This window comes from Janthinobacterium lividum, assembly GCF_011601275.1.
Classification (GTDB): Bacteria; Pseudomonadota; Gammaproteobacteria; order Burkholderiales; family Burkholderiaceae_D; genus Janthinobacterium; species Janthinobacterium lividum_E.
In genome coordinates this window covers 441493-457031 of sequence record NZ_JAAOLY010000001.1, presented here as the reverse complement: position 1 = coordinate 457031, position 15539 = coordinate 441493, and the positions used below count along the sequence as shown (strand labels likewise).

Genomic DNA, 15539 nt, shown 5'->3' with positions numbered 1-15539 from the left:
TGAACTTAGGCGCGGCTCGACAGGGCACGCAGTTCAGCCGCATTGCTTGGCGATACGCCATCCATCTTGCCCAAGGTACGCTTGAGCGACTGCGCTTCGCGCATCTGCTGGCGCGCCAGGCGCTGCTCGCGGCTCAGCTTGGGACGCACCACCAGCACCATGGCGCGGGCAATGCCTACCAGCAAAGGCTTGAACAGCAGGGCAAAAGCGCCTGCGGCCACGATCACCAGCACGATTTGCAGGGCGTTGAGCAGGGAAATCTCCAGCACGGGTGCGGATACTGCGTACAGGGCGGAGGCGAAGGTAGACATACTGTTCCAGTGCATTATAGAATTTGACGGTACTATAGTGCAGTGCAACATATAAATCTAATTCCATTTCTTGATACCAATTATATGAATCATGAATGGAAAGATGTAATATTTTTTAACGAGTGAAAATATTCGTGCCCGGCGCGGTTTACACTCATGACACATTACTTTGAATTCAACTTTTATCTGGGCTTTCCATGAGTTTTCTGACGCTGGATCTGAACTTGCTGCGGGTTTTCGACGCCGTCATGACGGAACAAAACCTGACGCGCGCAGCCGGCCACCTGGCGATGACGCAGCCGGCGGTATCGAACGCCATCAAGCGCTTGCGCGAAAGCCTCGGTGACGAGTTGCTGATCCGCACCGCGTATGGCGTGAAACCCACGCCGCGCGCCGAAGCCCTGTGGCCCTCCGTGCGTTCGGCCCTGGCCAGCCTGGAAGCGGCCGTCACGCCGGAAACCTTTGACGTGTCGAAAACCCACGCCACCTTCCGCATGGCCATGGCCGACGCCACGGCCGCGTTCTGGCTGCCTTCCCTGATGCGCTCGATCGAACGCGAAGCGCCCGGTGTCAACGTGCGCATGATGCCGCTGACGACGCGCGAACCGCGCCCGATGCTGCTGCGCGGCGACATCGACCTGGCCGTGGGCTTCTTTCCCGGCGTGGCGGCGCAATTGTCGAGCGAAACGGGTTCGCCCATCCGCCACGAGCGCCTGTATTCCGGCAAGTATGTATGCGTGATGCGCCGCGGCCATCCGTTGGCCGACAAGGAATTGACTCTGGATAACTACTGCGCGGCCAACCATTTATTGGTGAGCTTTTCCGGCCGAGCGCATGGCTTGATCGACGAAGCCCTGTCGCAGATCCACCGCGAACGGCGCATCCTGTTGACGGTCAACCAGTTCTTCACGGCAGGCCGAGTGGTCGCCAATTCCGACCTGATCACGGTCTTGCCGCGCCATTTGATCGCCTCGACGGGCATGACGGAGTCCCTGCTGTACAAGGATTTGCCGCTGACCTTGCCGGCCGTCCACCTGGACATGCTGTGGCACGAGCGCGACGCCCGCAGCCCCGCCCACAAATGGCTGCGTAATCACCTGGAAAGCATGAACACACCCACTTTACGGACGGCCACGGCGGCCGGTGGCGGCGTGGCGCCGAAGCCGCATATCGAGTAAGCGTCACCTGCACAAGAAAAAACGCCTGATGATCTCTCATCAGGCGTTTTGCTATGCATGATTGCTGGAGCGATAACCGATGCGAAAGCCGCCCCAGTGCTTGCCCTCGACGTGGATGGGCACGGACAAATCGTGCATGACCTCGCCCGTGTCGCGCTTATACGTCTGCAACAGGAAGGCCTTGGTATTGCTGCCGCAGCGCTTGCCCGTGCGGTCGCTGAAGATGCGCTTGGTGCGGTTATTGACCATATCGGTGGCATAGTCGCCCGTCAGCGGCTGGGAAAACTTCTTGTTGTGCGTCGGAAAATAGCCATTGTTGTCGACGGCGCCCGCGTAGGCCAAGTGGGGCAGGGCGGCCAGCACGCCTTCCTGCAAGTCGGGCAGCACCTTGTCCGTAAAGGCGTCGAACTTCGTGTTGTGCTTGGGCGGGTTGGTGTTCGGAATGGGGCGGTAGTGGCGGTCGAACAGGGCTTCGCGCGTGATGCGCCCCGACGCGATGGCTTGCTCGAACAGTTTGCCCACGTCGCGCGCGGCGCGCTGGGCCGCCTCGCGGATCTCGTCGTGCGGCGTCGCCACGCTCGATTCACCGAGGGCGCCGGCGATCACTTCGGCCCGCTCTGCCAGGGCCATGGCCGACTGCGTGGCGCGCGGCAATTCGGCATTCGTCGACAACATGCTGTCGCGGATTTGCAGGATGGCATCGGCGATCACTTGCGTCGTATCGACGTGTTCGCGCGAGGCACGGGCGATTTGCCCGATCTCGTCTTCCGATTCGCCCGACGATTCCTCGATATGGCTCAATGAAGCGTGCACGCTTTCCACATTGCGCGCCGCTTCCGTCACGCCGGCCGCCAGCGAACTCATGCCCTGCGCGGCCTTTTCCGACTGTTCATTGATTTCGCGCACCATCACGCTGATTTCATCGGAAGCTTCCTTGGTGCGCTGCGCCAATTGCCGCACTTCACCGGCCACCACGGCAAAACCGCGCCCATGTTCGCCGGCGCGCGCCGCTTCGATGGCGGCGTTCAGCGCCAGCAAATTGGTACGCGCGGAAATATCGGAAATGGCTTCCGTGAAACCGGTGATGCGTTTGGATTTTTCCTGCAAGCTCAGCATGTTGCTGGAGGCGCCTTGCGCTTCCTCGCGTGCGCTGTTGATGCGGCGCAAGCCCTGGTCCACTTCGGCGCGCGCCGCCACGCTTTCCACGCGCACGCCGGCGGCCACCTTGGCCGCCCGTTCCGCATTGGCGGCGATCTTTTCCGTCATCGCGGCATTTTGTACGGAACTGTCGGCGATGTCGCTGGCCGTGCGCACGTCGAGTTCCACCTTCTGTTTGACGGAATCGACAAAATACGAGGTTTCCGCCGCGCCGATCATGATGGCGTCGATGGCATTGCCCACCGTATCGGCGAACTGGTGCAAGCCTGGCTCGCCGCGCGGACGGCCGGCAAATGCCAGCAGCGCGGCGCCGATGGCGGCAGCCACGCAAGCGATCAAATAGGGATGGTTGCCGCCCGACAGCAGCAACAGATAGGCCAGGCAACAGGCGACGGCCATGGCCAGGATCGTGAATACAAAGAAACGCACCAGCTGATGCTGCAACTGCTTCATTTGTCCCCCGCTGCGCGAACCCGTCACGTCCCGGGAGGGACGTGCTGTGGCCGTATGCGGGTGGGCCCGATTGCCCACCTTGCACCCTGAATACAACGTCTGCGCGTGTTTTCAGGCCGGCTACCGGATAGCAGAATTGTAGTTCTACCCTACAACATTTGTTCCGATAGCTCAATCAGAAAAACGGGGCGGCTACACCAAGGTCACTTAATTGGCAATTTGGTGGTGTTTTTGACCTCTTCCATGACGGCATAAGTGTGGGTTTCCCGCACACCTTTCTGCAACAAGGTCTTGCCCAGGAATTCGCGGTAGGCGGCCATGTCCTTGACGCGCGCCTTGACCAGGTAATCGAAACCGCCAGCGACCATGTGACATTCCAGTACCTCTGGAATGATTTGTACGCTATGCTTGAAGGCGTCGAACACTTCCGGTGTCGTGCGATCGAGCACCACTTCGATGAACACCAGCAGCGACACGTCGAGCAGCTGCGGGTTCAACTGGGCCGTATAGCCCATGATGTAACCGGATTCGTGCAGCTTGCGCACGCGCTCCAGACAGGCCGCTGGCGACAAGTTCACGCGCGCGGCCAGCTCCACATTGCTGATGCGTCCATCGCTCTGCAATTCCATCAAGATTTTCTTACTGATCTTGTCCAGCATTACCATCACCCCCAAATTAATATTATTTGGTTAAATTGTCGCATCAAAAACTATCTATTGCTAGTCCCCTGTATTACCAGAATTAATCCATAAGAATCCCCTTTACAATCGAATCATCTTAACGTCCGACTTTCTGTATTTTTTTGCACCAAAAAAGAGCAAGAATTACGTCAGTTTTCGTCCCCTTTTTCCTTGTAAAGAGTACTTATGCACCCTGCAGGCCCCTCGGCTTTTACCCCGATTCCTTTTGCTGCGTTCCAGGCAGAAATCCTGCCCGAAGCGACTCCGCAACGCGCCGCCATCACTGCCGCCTATAGGCGCGACGAGGTTTCCGCGGTGCAGTGGCTGTTGCAACAAGTGCGCCCCAGCAGCACCGAAACGACGGCCGAAGGACAAGCGCTGGCGCACCGCCTGGTCTCGAACGTGCGCCAAAAACGCACACGCGCGTCCGGCGTCGATGCACTGATGCACGAGTTCTCGCTATCGTCGGAAGAGGGTGTTGCATTGATGTGTCTGGCTGAAGCGCTGTTGCGTATACCCGACAGTCAGACGGCCGACCGTTTGATCGCCGACAAAATCAGCAAGGGCGACTGGAAGAAACACCTGGGCGAATCGCCGTCGCTGTTCGTCAACGCGGCCACCTGGGGCTTGCTGATTACGGGCAAACTGGTCAGTACCAGCAGCGAATCGGGCCTCGGTTCGGCCATGACCAAGCTCATCGCCAAAGGCGGCGAACCGCTGATACGCAAAGGTGTCGACCTGGCCATGCGCATGCTGGGCAACCAGTTCGTGACGGGTCAAACCATCGAGGAAGCGCTGAAGAACAGCCGCGAGAATGAAACGCGCGGCTACCGTTACTCGTACGACATGCTGGGCGAGGCGGCCCTGACGCAGCAGGATGCGGCCAACTACTACGCCTCGTACGAAACGGCGATCCACGCCATCGGCAAGGCGTCGAACGGCCGCGGCATCCGCAACGGCCCCGGCATTTCCGTGAAACTGTCGGCCCTGCACGCACGCTACAGCCGCGCCCAGCGCGCCCGCGTCATGGAAGAGCTGTTGCCAAGAGTCAAAGCGCTGCTGTTGCTGGCAAAACAGTACAACATCGGCTTCAATATCGATGCGGAAGAAACGGACCGCCTGGAACTGTCGCTCGACCTGATGGAAGCCCTGGCCTTCGATGCGGACCTGGCCGGCTTCGACGGCATCGGCTACGTGGTGCAGGCGTATCAGAAGCGCTGCCCCTTCGCCATCGATTTCCTGATCGACCTGGCGCACCGCAGCGGCCGCAAGTTCATGGTGCGCCTGGTCAAGGGCGCGTATTGGGATGCGGAAGTCAAACGCGCGCAAGTCGATGGCCAGGAAGGCTATCCCGTCTACACGCGCAAGGTCTACACGGACGTCTCTTACCTCGTCTGCGCGCAAAAACTGCTGGCCGCCAGCAGCCTGATCTATCCGCAATTTGCCACACACAACGCGCAAACCCTGTCGACCATCTATACCTGGGCAAAACGCGACGGCATCACCGACTACGAATTCCAGTGCCTGCACGGCATGGGCGAGACCTTGTACGACCAGGTCGTCGGCCCCGAGAATCTCGACAAGCCGTGCCGCATTTATGCTCCCGTCGGCTCGCATGAAACCCTGCTGGCCTACCTGGTGCGCCGCCTGCTGGAAAACGGCGCCAACTCGTCATTCGTCAACCAGATCGTCGACGAAAGCGTGGCCATCGATAGCCTGATCCGCGATCCGCTCGAGCAGGCGCGCCTGCAGGGGGGCTTGCCGCACCCGTCGATTCCGCTGCCGCTGGACATGTTCGGCAACGAACGCAAGAACTCGGCCGGCCTGGACCTGTCGAATGAAGATACTTTGCGCACGCTGGCCACGGGCTTGGCGCAGCAGCAGACCTGGCAGGCGGCGCCGCTGATCGATGGCGCCGTCAGCCTGAACGGCCCCACGCACATGCTGCACAATCCGGCCCAGCACGACGATGTCGTGGGCAAGGTCATGGAAGCCGGCCCGGCCGACGTGGAAACGGCGCTGACCAGCGCCAGCGCCTACGCCATGGATTGGCAAACCACGGAGCCGTCGGTCCGCGCGCAAGCGTTGCAACGCGCCGCCGACCTGTTCGAAGAACACCATATCGAGCTGATGGCCCTGGCCGTGCGCGAAGCGGGCAAGTCCTTGCCGAACGCGATCGCGGAAATCCGCGAAGCTGTCGACTTCCTGCGCTACTACGCGGCGCAGGTGGAACACGCACCGAACACCCTGGCGCTCGGTCCCGTCACCTGCATCAGCCCGTGGAACTTTCCGCTGGCCATCTTTACGGGCCAGCTGGCCGCCGCCCTGGCGGCAGGCAACGTGGTGCTGGCCAAGCCGGCCGAGCAAACGCCGCTGATCGCCCACCGCGCCGTGCAATTGCTGCATGCGGCGGGCGTGCCGCGCGGCGCGCTGCAATTCCTGCCCGGCAGCGGCGAAGTCGTTGGCGCCGGCCTGTGCAATGACGCGCGTGTGAAAGGCGTGATTTTCACGGGCTCGACGGAAGTGGCGCAATTGATCAACCGCAACCTGGCCGCGCGCGCCGTGGCCGAAGGCATTGACATTCCCCTGATCGCCGAAACAGGTGGCCAGAATGCCCTGATCGTCGATTCGTCCGCCTTGCCGGAGCAAGTGGTGCAGGACGTGATGTCGTCGGCCTTCGACAGCGCCGGCCAGCGCTGCTCGGCCTTGCGCGTGCTGTTCCTGCAAACGGAAATCGCCGACAAGACCATCCACATGCTCAAGGGCGCCATGCAGGAATTGCGCGTCGGCAATCCTGACCGCCTGGCCACCGATATCGGTCCCGTCATCGATGCGGAAGCGCAAGGTAACTTGCTGGCGCACATCAACAAGATGAAAACCATGGCCATCGATCATTATTCGCTCGATTTGCCAACCGTCAAAGGCACGTTTGTCGCCCCGACCGTGCTGGAAATCAAGTCGCTGGCGCAATTGACGCAGGAAGTCTTCGGCCCCGTGCTGCACGTGATCCGCTACAAGCGGTCCGAACTGCCGCAACTGGTGCAATCGATCAACGACAGCGGTTACGGCTTGACCTTGGGCATCCATACGCGCATCGATGAAACCATCGATTTCATTACCAAGCGCGCACATGTGGGCAATATTTATGTGAACCGCAACATCGTCGGCGCCGTCGTCGGCGTGCAACCGTTCGGCGGCGAAGGCAAATCAGGAACGGGCCCCAAGGCGGGCGGCCCCCTGTACCTGAAACGCCTGCAGCGCAATGCACCGGCAGGCGCGCAGCACCAGCGCCAGGCGCCGCCTGCACTCGACGCGCTGACCGTCTGGGCGAAGATGCATGGCCACGACAAGGTCGTGCAACTGGCGCAAGACTATGCGCGTACCACCTTGCTGGGCAGCACCACCGTCTTGCCAGGCCCGACCGGCGAGCGCAACACCCTGAGCTTTGCCGCACGCGGCACGATTTTGTGCGCGGCGGCGACCTCGGGCACGCTGATGAACCAGCTGGCGGCCGTCCTGGCCACCGGTAACCAGGCCCTGGTGCTGGCCCAATCGCCGGATCTGATCCCGGGCGACTTGCCGGCCGCGCTGAAAGACCGCATCCAGATCATTACGAGCCTGGAGTCGGTCAAGCATGATTTCCACATCGCCATGATCGAGCCTAGCCTCGATGGCCAGCTCAAACCGCTGCTGGCGGCATGGGAAGGGGCGCTGGTGGGCACCATCGCCACCACGCAAGAGGGTGCCATCCCCCTGTGGCGTCTGGTTGCTGAGCGGGCGCTGTGCGTGAATACGACGGCGGCGGGCGGAAATGCGAGCCTGATGATGCTGAGCGTCTAACATTTAAGCAGGCAGTCAACGTAAAAGGGCAGAACCAGTGGTTCTGCCCTTTTTTTATGCACGCTGGATGAAAAATCAGCCAGCCAGGCGCTGGCACAATTGCTGGATCACCGTATACGCGTATGGCGAGGCGACGGTTTGCACGAAACGCATGAAGTCGACGGCCGCCTCTTCGTTGGCATTGTCGGAAATGGTGCGCATGACCGTAAACGGCACGCCCAGTTCAAAACACACTTGCGCCACGGCGGCGCCTTCCATTTCGACGGCCAGCAGGTCGGGAATATCAACCTTGAGCTGGTTCAGATGCGCGGCGCTGCCGATGAACTGGTCGCCGCTGGCGATCAGGCCGCGGTGCACTCGCGCGTGCTGCAAGCCAAATGTCGCGATATCTGTCGGCTTGAGCACGCTGGACACATCGTCACGCAGGAAATTTTCCGCGGCGGCAGCCAGTTGCGTGCTCAGTTCCAGGTCCGTGGCGAAGCGCTGCAAGCCAGTCAATGGCACTTCAAAGCGGGGAAACAGAGGGCGGGCATCCATATCGTGCTGCAACAGCGCTTCGGCCACGACGATATCGCCTACCTTCACGTGTTTATCCCCACTGCCGGCCACGCCGGTGAAGACGATGTGGGTAACTCCGTACTTTTCCACAAGGATAGAAGCTGTCATGGCAGCGGCAACCTTGCCCAGACGCGACAGGACGCACACAGCGTCGATATTCCACAAGGTTCCCAGGGTGTAGTCGCGCATGCCGTGCGAACGCCTCTGGGGGCTCTGCATGGCTTCTACCAGCCCCTGCTGTTCTTCGTGCAAGGCACTGATGATGCCTAAACGCATTTTTTTATGTGTATGCATGCTGTTTTTACAGGTTTTTTGAATTGCAAAACGGTTTACATGGTGAAAACAGCCATTTCGGCGACTTTTCCACCGTTCGCGTTTGTCTCTGTGTTTTAAATAAAGATGTATACATAAAAATAGTAGTGATAGTAAACGGCCATTTTTTTGTGGATAAGTCGGTATACCATCGAAAAATCATCGACTTAGCGTACAAAAAAGTAGGCGCACAAGCATTGTATCTAGGGAGGACTTGTTTGGGATAAAAATCGGCTTGTGGACAAAGATCGACTTTTCCCACATCTCATCCTGTGGATATGCAGGCACTTATCCACACCAACATGCAAAAATCGTGGATTTTCTTGCTGTAGTGGCATGTTTAACGTGTTTCGTTGGCATAGATCTATGTCTGCCAATCAACAGTGAGCGGGCACGAGCGTTGTTCTTTCACGGAGGTGAGCGTTCAGTTGATTCCTGGAAGACGGGTTGGTAGTAGGTCGTGAAGTCGCCGTTGGCTTTTTTTTTGACGGTTTTGCATGTTTTTTTGAAATATCCCCGGACTTCCGCTTTTTTTGTCGGTTTACAATAGATCTATATATAAAAATAGTAGTAATAGTAAACGCGTTTTTTTCTGTGGATAAGTCGCTTTTTTTCAACAGGATCAAGCGTTTACACGCAAAATAAAGCGTGCATAATCGCTGTATCACGCGAGGAGCAAAATTGTATAAAATGCGGGCCTGTGCAAAAGTTCGTGTTTACGCACAAGTCATCCTGTGGATATCAAGTGAGTTATCCACAATCGTCTCAAATTCCCCTTCTTTTTGATATCGAATCGCCTGCTGGCACTGTGCCTGCTCAGGTCTCTTGACGTTTCCATTTTGCAAAACGGTTTTGCAGTGCTGCGTGCGTGATGTTGGCCGTGCCGGTTTTCGTCGCTCAGTTGTTGGCGCGATTTTTTTTGTCGGCAAAAGCAGCTTCCCGGCTTTTTTTGAAGACAGGCTTGCGGATGTTCTTCAAGGCGGAGGGCAGGCAAAGCGCACGTTGTCGGGTTTACCTTAACAAGTTCGTATACAAGAATAGTAATAGTAGTTAACGGCGACATCTTCTGTGGATAAGTCCTGATTTATCCTTGTAAACAATCGCTTGGCGTACGGATAAGCGCTGAGTAAGCGTTGTATCTGCCTGGGATGGTTTCGGGATAAAAAAAACCGCGTTCAAAAAAATTTCGCTTACTCACATATCGTACCTGTGGATATCCATACGGTTATCCACAGCTTGCAGGCCCTGGTTTGATGCTCTTTTTTACCTGGCCGTGACGCTAGCCGTATCGCTGGCAACGATTAATGTCGCCCTGGTCCGGCACTGGTGGTAATCTCAAGGCGGCTCAGCAGCCATGCATGCATGAAGAAAGACAGACTCTGGTAGCGGAACGCGGTGGGGAGACACGCCGCGCGACAGCTTGATGGCATACCGAAAGGAGCTTCATTGGAATCGGCAGGCGAATACGACTACATCATCGTGGGCGGTGGCACGGCAGGTTGTGTGCTGGCCAATCGGCTCACACGCGACAAGGACGCCAACGTTTTGCTCGTGGAAGCGGGCGGCAAGGACGACTATGTGTGGATTCACATCCCCGTCGGCTACTTGCATTGCATCGGCAATCCCCGCACGGACTGGCTGTATTCCACGCAGGCGGACGCGGGACTGGGCGGGCGCAGCCTGATCTATCCGCGCGGTAAAGTGCTTGGTGGCAGCTCTTCCATCAATGGCATGATCTATATGCGGGGCCAGGCCGGCGATTACGATCACTGGGCCGACTTGACGGACGACGCTTCCTGGCGCTGGGACAAGGTTTTGCCGCTATTTAAGCAAAGCGAGGATTATTACGGCGGCGCGTCGGAAAACCATGGCGTGGGCGGCGAATGGAGAGTGGAAAAGCAGCGCCTGTCGTGGGATATCCTGAACGCATTCCGCGATGCGGCGCAGCAAGTTGGCATTCCGAAAACCAGCGATTTCAATGGCGGCGACAATAGCGGCAGCGCGTATTTCGACGTCAACCAGCGCCGCGGCATCCGCTGGAATACCTCGAAAGCGTTCTTGAAACCGGCATCGCGTCGCCCGAATTTGACCATCATGACGGGCTGCCACGTGGAACGCCTGTTGCTTGAGACATCGGCGTCGGGGCCGCGCTGCACGGGCATCGTGTTTACAGGCGGCGGCACGCAGTGGCAGGCGACGGCCCGGCGTGAAACCTTGCTGACGGCGGGCGCCATCGGTTCGCCCCAATTGCTGCAATTGTCCGGCATCGGTCCGGCCGCCTTGTTGCAGCAGCATGGCATAGCGCCCGTGCTGGACTCCGCAGGCGTGGGCGGCAATTTGCAGGATCATTTGCAGCTGCGCATGGTCTTTAAAGTGCAGGGCGTGAAAACCTTGAACATCATGGCGGGCAATATGCTGGGCAAGATGCAGATCGGCCTGCAATATGCGCTGTTCCAGAGCGGGCCCATGTCGATGGCGCCGTCGCAGCTGGGGGCGTTCGCCAAATCCGACCCGCAGCAGGCCACGCCGAACCTGCAATACCATGTGCAGCCGCTGTCGCTGGATAAATTTGGCGAACCCTTGCATGCGTTTCCCGCGTTTACGGCCAGCGTGTGCAATCTGCGTCCCACGTCGCGCGGCCACGTGCACATCGCGTCGGCCGACAGCTATGCGGCGCCGAAAATCATGCCAAATTACCTCAGTACCGAGCAGGACCGCAGCGTGGCGGCCGACGCCTTGCGCCTGACGCGGAACATCGCCGCCGCGCCGGCCCTGAAAAAATTTGCGCCGGAAGAATACAAGCCTGGCGTGCAATTCCAGAGCCAGGAAGAATTGGCGCAGGCGGCCAGCCAGATCGGCACCACCATTTTTCATCCGGTGGGCACTTGCCGCATGGGCCTGGCCAGCGATGCCTCTAGCGTGGTCGACAGCCAGTTGCGCGTGATCGGCGTGGCTGGCTTGCGCGTCGTCGATGCGTCGATCATGCCGTACATTACTTCTGGTAACACGAACTCGCCCACCGTGATGATCGCGGAAAAAGCGGCGCAAATGATACACGCGGCCTGGAAATAGCTGGAAATAGCTGGGTAAAGGGGCGAGTTTGCGCCATTCGGGCTGGCGAAAAATCCCCGTAGTTATACTGTATTGTGCGTTAAATTTAAGTTGTGTATTATAAAAATGACTAAGTAGTACAAAAAGTACAACTAGGAGACACGATGTCAAACGTAATCTTGGAAACAAGAAATTTGACCAAGGAATTCAAGGGTTTCACTGCTGTGAGCGAAGTGAACCTGAAGGTAGAGCGGGGCCATATCCACGCCTTGATCGGTCCGAACGGCGCCGGCAAGACCACGTGTTTTAACTTGCTCACCAAATTCCTGGTCCCTACTTCCGGACAGATACTGTTCAATGGGAAAGATATCACGGCCGCCAAACCGGCCCAGATCGCGCGCATGGGCGTGATCCGTTCCTTCCAGATTTCTGCCGTCTTCCCGCATTTATCCGTGCTGCAAAATGTGCGCATCGGCTTGCAGCGCCAGCTGGGAACCTCGTTCCACTTCTGGCAAAGCGAACGCGCCTTGAACCAGCTCAATGACCGCGCCATGGCCTTGCTGGCCGAAGTCGACCTGACGGAGTTTGCCGACACCATCACGGTCGACATGCCGTACGGGCGCAAACGGGCGCTGGAAATTGCCACCACCCTGGCGATGGAGCCGGAAATGATGCTGCTCGACGAACCGACGCAAGGCATGGGTCACGAAGACGTGCACCGCGTGACGGAACTGATCAAAAAAGTGTCGGCAGGCCGCACGATTTTGATGGTGGAACATAATATGAGCGTGGTGTCGGGCATCTGCGACAAGATTTCCGTCTTGCAGCGTGGCGCCATGCTGGCCGAAGGCAGTTACGCGGAAGTGTCGCGCAATCCGCAAGTGATGGAAGCGTACATGGGCACCACCCACGCGGAACTGGAAGGGGCGCATTGATGGCGACACAAGTGAATGGCGGCGCACCCGCGCTGGAAATTACGCAGCTGCACACCTGGTATGGCGAATCGCACATCCTGCACGACGTGAACCTGAAAGTGGCGCAGGGCGAAGTGGTAACTTTGCTGGGCCGTAACGGCGCCGGCCGCACCACCACCTTGCGCGCCATCATGGGCTTGACGGGCGCGCGCACGGGCTCCATCAAAGTCAACGGCGTCGAAGCGATAGGTTTGGCCACGCACAAAATCGCCCACCTGGGCATCGGCTATTGTCCCGAAGAGCGCGGCATTTTTTCCTCGCTGTCGACCGAGGAAAACCTGCTGCTGCCGCCAACCCTGGCCAGCGGCGAGAAGGGCATGTCGGTGGAAGAAATCTACGCCATGTTCCCGAACTTGCAGGAACGCCGCCACAGCCAGGGCACGCGCCTGTCGGGCGGAGAACAGCAGATGCTGGCCGTGGCGCGCATCCTGCGCACGGGCGCACGCCTGCTGCTGCTCGATGAAATATCCGAAGGCCTGGCGCCCGTCATCGTGCAAGGGTTGGCGCGCATGATCACCACCCTGAAAGCGAAGGGCTATACCATTGTCATGGTGGAACAGAATTTCCGGTTTGCCGCGCCGCTGGCGGACCGGTTTTATGTGATGGAGCACGGTCAGATCGTCGAGACTTTTGCTGCATCCGAACTGGAGGCCAAGATGCCGGTATTGACCGAGCTGCTTGGCGTGTAGTCCCATGTAGTAAGCGTCCATCGTCAGCAATCGACTGAATAGCAAACAATAATCCCAACGGAGACACTATGAAACGTAACGCTATCGCCATTGCCACCGCCACTCTGTGTGCCCTGGGCTTTTCCGCCGCGCACGCCCAGGTATCGGGCGACACCATCAAGATCGGTTTTATTTCCGACATGTCGGGCGTGTATTCCGACGTCGACGGCCTCGGCGGCGCGGAGGCCATCAAGATGGCGATCGCCGATGCCGGCGTCGTACTGGCCGGCAAAAAGGTGGAATTCATTTCCGCCGACCATCAAAACAAGGCCGACATCGCCGCTTCGAAAGCGCGCGAATGGTTCGACCAGCAGGGCGTCGACATGCTGATCGGCGGCACCAATTCCGGCGCCAGCCTGGCCATGGCCAAAGTCGCGGCGGAAAAGAAAAAAATCTTCATCGCCATCGGCGCAGGCTCCTCGCGCCTGACGAATGAAGAGTGCACGCCCTACACCGTGCATTACGCCTATGACACGGTGGCGCTGGCGCGCGGTACGGGTGGCACCATCGTCAAGCAGGGCGGCAAGAACTGGTATTTCATGACGGCCGATTATGCGTTTGGCCACTCGCTGGAAAAAGACACGGCCGAGGTCGTCAAGGCGGCCGGCGGCAAGGTCCTGGGCAGCGTCAAGCATCCGCTGGGCGCCTCGGATTTCTCTTCCTTCCTGCTGCAGGCGCAATCGTCCAAGCCGCAAATCCTCGGCCTGGCCAATGCCGGCGGCGACGCCATCAACAGCATCAAGGCGGCCAACGAGTTCGGTTTGACGAAGTCCATGAAGCTGGCCGGCTTGCTGATCTTCATCAATGACATCCATTCGCTGGGCCTGAACCTGACGCAGGGCATGTACCTGACGGATGGCTGGTACTGGGACTTGAATCCTGAAACGCGTGCCTGGTCGAAACGCTATTTCGCGAAGATGAAGAAAGAGCCATCGATGCTGCAGGCGGCCGACTATTCGGCGGCGGCGAACTACCTGAAAGCCGTCAAGGCGATCGGTACGGATGACACCGAGAAGGTCATGGCCTACCTGAAAAAGACCAAGATCAACGACATGTTCACCCAGAATGGCGAAGTGCGTCCCGATGGCCGCATGGTGCACGATATGTATTTGATGGAAGTGAAGAAACCGTCCGAGTCGAAATACCCATGGGATTACTACAAGGTGGTCGCCACCGTGCCCGGCGCGCAAGCGTATGTGACCAAGGCCGAGTCGAAGTGTTCGCTGTGGAAGTAACGCTGTAGCAACCTCCACAGAGTGCCCGCCTGCGCGCGGGCGCTCTGTCCTGCATGCTTCGCCCGCAGGGTTCGCCTTGCGCCGCCGCACCCGTTTGCGGTGGCGCGTTTCCCTTGATACCACACCGCTATCCGGCGGTGCTTTTTATACTGTGATGCCATGGAAATTTTCGGCGTTCCAATACAAGCGATGATGAGTCAGCTGCTGCTGGGTCTCGTCAACGGCTCGTTCTATGCCATGTTGTCTCTCGGTCTGGCCGTTATCTTCGGCTTGCTTAACGTTATTAATTTCTCGCACGGCGCCATGTACATGATGGGCGCCTTCCTGGCCTGGATGGGCCTCAGCTATTTCGACATCAATTACTGGGCCATGCTCGTCATCGCCCCGATCCTTGTCGGCCTGGTCGGCATCCTGATCGAAAAGACCATGCTGCGCTGGCTGTATAAACTCGACCACCTGTATGGCTTGCTGCTGACCTTCGGCATCACCCTGATCATGGAAGGCGTGTTTCGCTCGTTCTATGGCGTCTCGGGCCAGCCGTATGCCGTGCCCGAAGCGCTGGCCGGCGCGACGGACCTCGGTTTCATGATCTTGCCGAACTACCGCGCCTGGGTGGTGATCGCATCGCTCTCCGTGTGCCTGGCCACCTGGTTCGTCATCGAGAAAACCAAATTAGGGGCCTACCTGCGGGCCGGCACGGAAAACCCGAAACTAGTGGAAGCGTTCGGCATCAACGTGCCGCTGATGGTGACGTTGACGTTCGGCTTCGGCGTGGCGCTGGCCGGTTTCGCCGGCGTGCTGGCGGCGCCGATCATCCAGGTTTCGCCGCTGATGGGCTCGAACCTGATCATCGTCGTGTTTGCCGTGGTGGTGATTGGCGGCATGGGTTCCATCATGGGTTCCATCCTGACGGGCCTGGGCCTGGGCGTCATCGAGGGCCTGACCCGCGTGTTCTACCCGGAAGGCTCGGCCACCGTGGTGTTCGTGGTGATGGTCATCGTGCTGCTGCTGCGTCCCGCCGGCCTGTTCGGCAAAGAAAAGTAATCCTCATCAGTCATGTA

At 58.7% G+C, this 15539-nt stretch carries 11 protein-coding genes; 7 read left to right on the top strand and 4 right to left on the bottom strand.

Going from position 1 to position 15539, the window contains the following annotated elements:
• Window positions 1-5: 5 nt before the first annotated feature.
• Window positions 6-311, bottom strand: coding sequence for a hypothetical protein (locus GYK42_RS02110; protein ID WP_102293035.1), 306 nt, complete (start codon window positions 309-311; stop codon window positions 6-8).
• A gap of 197 nt (window positions 312-508) precedes the next feature.
• On the opposite strand from GYK42_RS02110, the gene GYK42_RS02105 reads away from it, so the two are divergent.
• Window positions 509-1489, top strand: a complete 981-nt coding sequence (locus tag GYK42_RS02105; protein ID WP_034752642.1) for a LysR family transcriptional regulator — start codon at window positions 509-511, stop codon at window positions 1487-1489.
• 51 nt (window positions 1490-1540) lie between these two features.
• Here the strand turns inward: GYK42_RS02105 and GYK42_RS02100 are convergent, their stop codons facing one another.
• A complete protein-coding gene (locus tag GYK42_RS02100; RefSeq protein ID WP_166446115.1) occupies window positions 1541-3100 on the bottom strand; it encodes a methyl-accepting chemotaxis protein in 1560 nt (519 codons plus the stop codon).
• Between the two features lie 203 nt (window positions 3101-3303).
• Complete coding sequence (locus GYK42_RS02095; protein ID WP_010393827.1) at window positions 3304-3759, bottom strand: Lrp/AsnC ligand binding domain-containing protein; 456 nt, start codon at window positions 3757-3759, stop codon at window positions 3304-3306.
• Window positions 3760-3966: 207 nt separating this feature from the next.
• Here GYK42_RS02095 and putA point away from each other — a divergent pair, with 207 nt between their 5' ends.
• Window positions 3967-7620, top strand: a complete 3654-nt coding sequence (putA, locus tag GYK42_RS02090; RefSeq protein ID WP_166446114.1) for a trifunctional transcriptional regulator/proline dehydrogenase/L-glutamate gamma-semialdehyde dehydrogenase — start codon at window positions 3967-3969, stop codon at window positions 7618-7620.
• 75 nt (window positions 7621-7695) lie between these two features.
• On the opposite strand, the gene GYK42_RS02085 is transcribed toward putA, so the two are convergent.
• The gene (locus tag GYK42_RS02085; protein WP_240943380.1) at window positions 7696-8472 is read right to left on the bottom strand and encodes a 5'-methylthioadenosine/adenosylhomocysteine nucleosidase; all 777 of its coding nucleotides are present in this window, start codon (window positions 8470-8472) and stop codon (window positions 7696-7698) included.
• 1464 nt (window positions 8473-9936) lie between these two features.
• Between GYK42_RS02085 and GYK42_RS02080 the strand changes: the two genes are divergently transcribed.
• The 5 genes from GYK42_RS02080 to GYK42_RS02060 all read left to right on the top strand — a co-directional run bounded on the left by GYK42_RS02080 (window position 9937) and on the right by GYK42_RS02060 (window position 15522).
• Window positions 9937-11562, top strand: a complete 1626-nt coding sequence (locus GYK42_RS02080) for a GMC family oxidoreductase (protein WP_166446113.1) — start codon at window positions 9937-9939, stop codon at window positions 11560-11562.
• Between the two features lie 143 nt (window positions 11563-11705).
• Window positions 11706-12476: an ABC transporter ATP-binding protein gene (locus GYK42_RS02075; protein WP_035823437.1), complete on the top strand. Its 771-nt coding sequence runs from the start codon at window positions 11706-11708 to the stop codon at window positions 12474-12476.
• On the top strand, window positions 12476-13204 hold the full coding sequence (locus GYK42_RS02070; protein WP_034752656.1) for an ABC transporter ATP-binding protein: 729 nt from the start codon (window positions 12476-12478) through the stop codon (window positions 13202-13204). Before GYK42_RS02075 ends, GYK42_RS02070 begins: the two co-directional genes overlap by 1 nt.
• A gap of 68 nt (window positions 13205-13272) precedes the next feature.
• Window positions 13273-14478 carry an ABC transporter substrate-binding protein gene (locus GYK42_RS02065; RefSeq protein WP_166446112.1) on the top strand — a complete coding sequence of 402 codons (1206 nt, stop codon included), beginning with the start codon at window positions 13273-13275 and terminating at the stop codon, window positions 14476-14478.
• Between the two features lie 159 nt (window positions 14479-14637).
• Window positions 14638-15522, top strand: coding sequence for a branched-chain amino acid ABC transporter permease (locus tag GYK42_RS02060; RefSeq protein ID WP_034752662.1), 885 nt, complete (start codon window positions 14638-14640; stop codon window positions 15520-15522).
• Window positions 15523-15539: the final 17 nt, after the last annotated feature.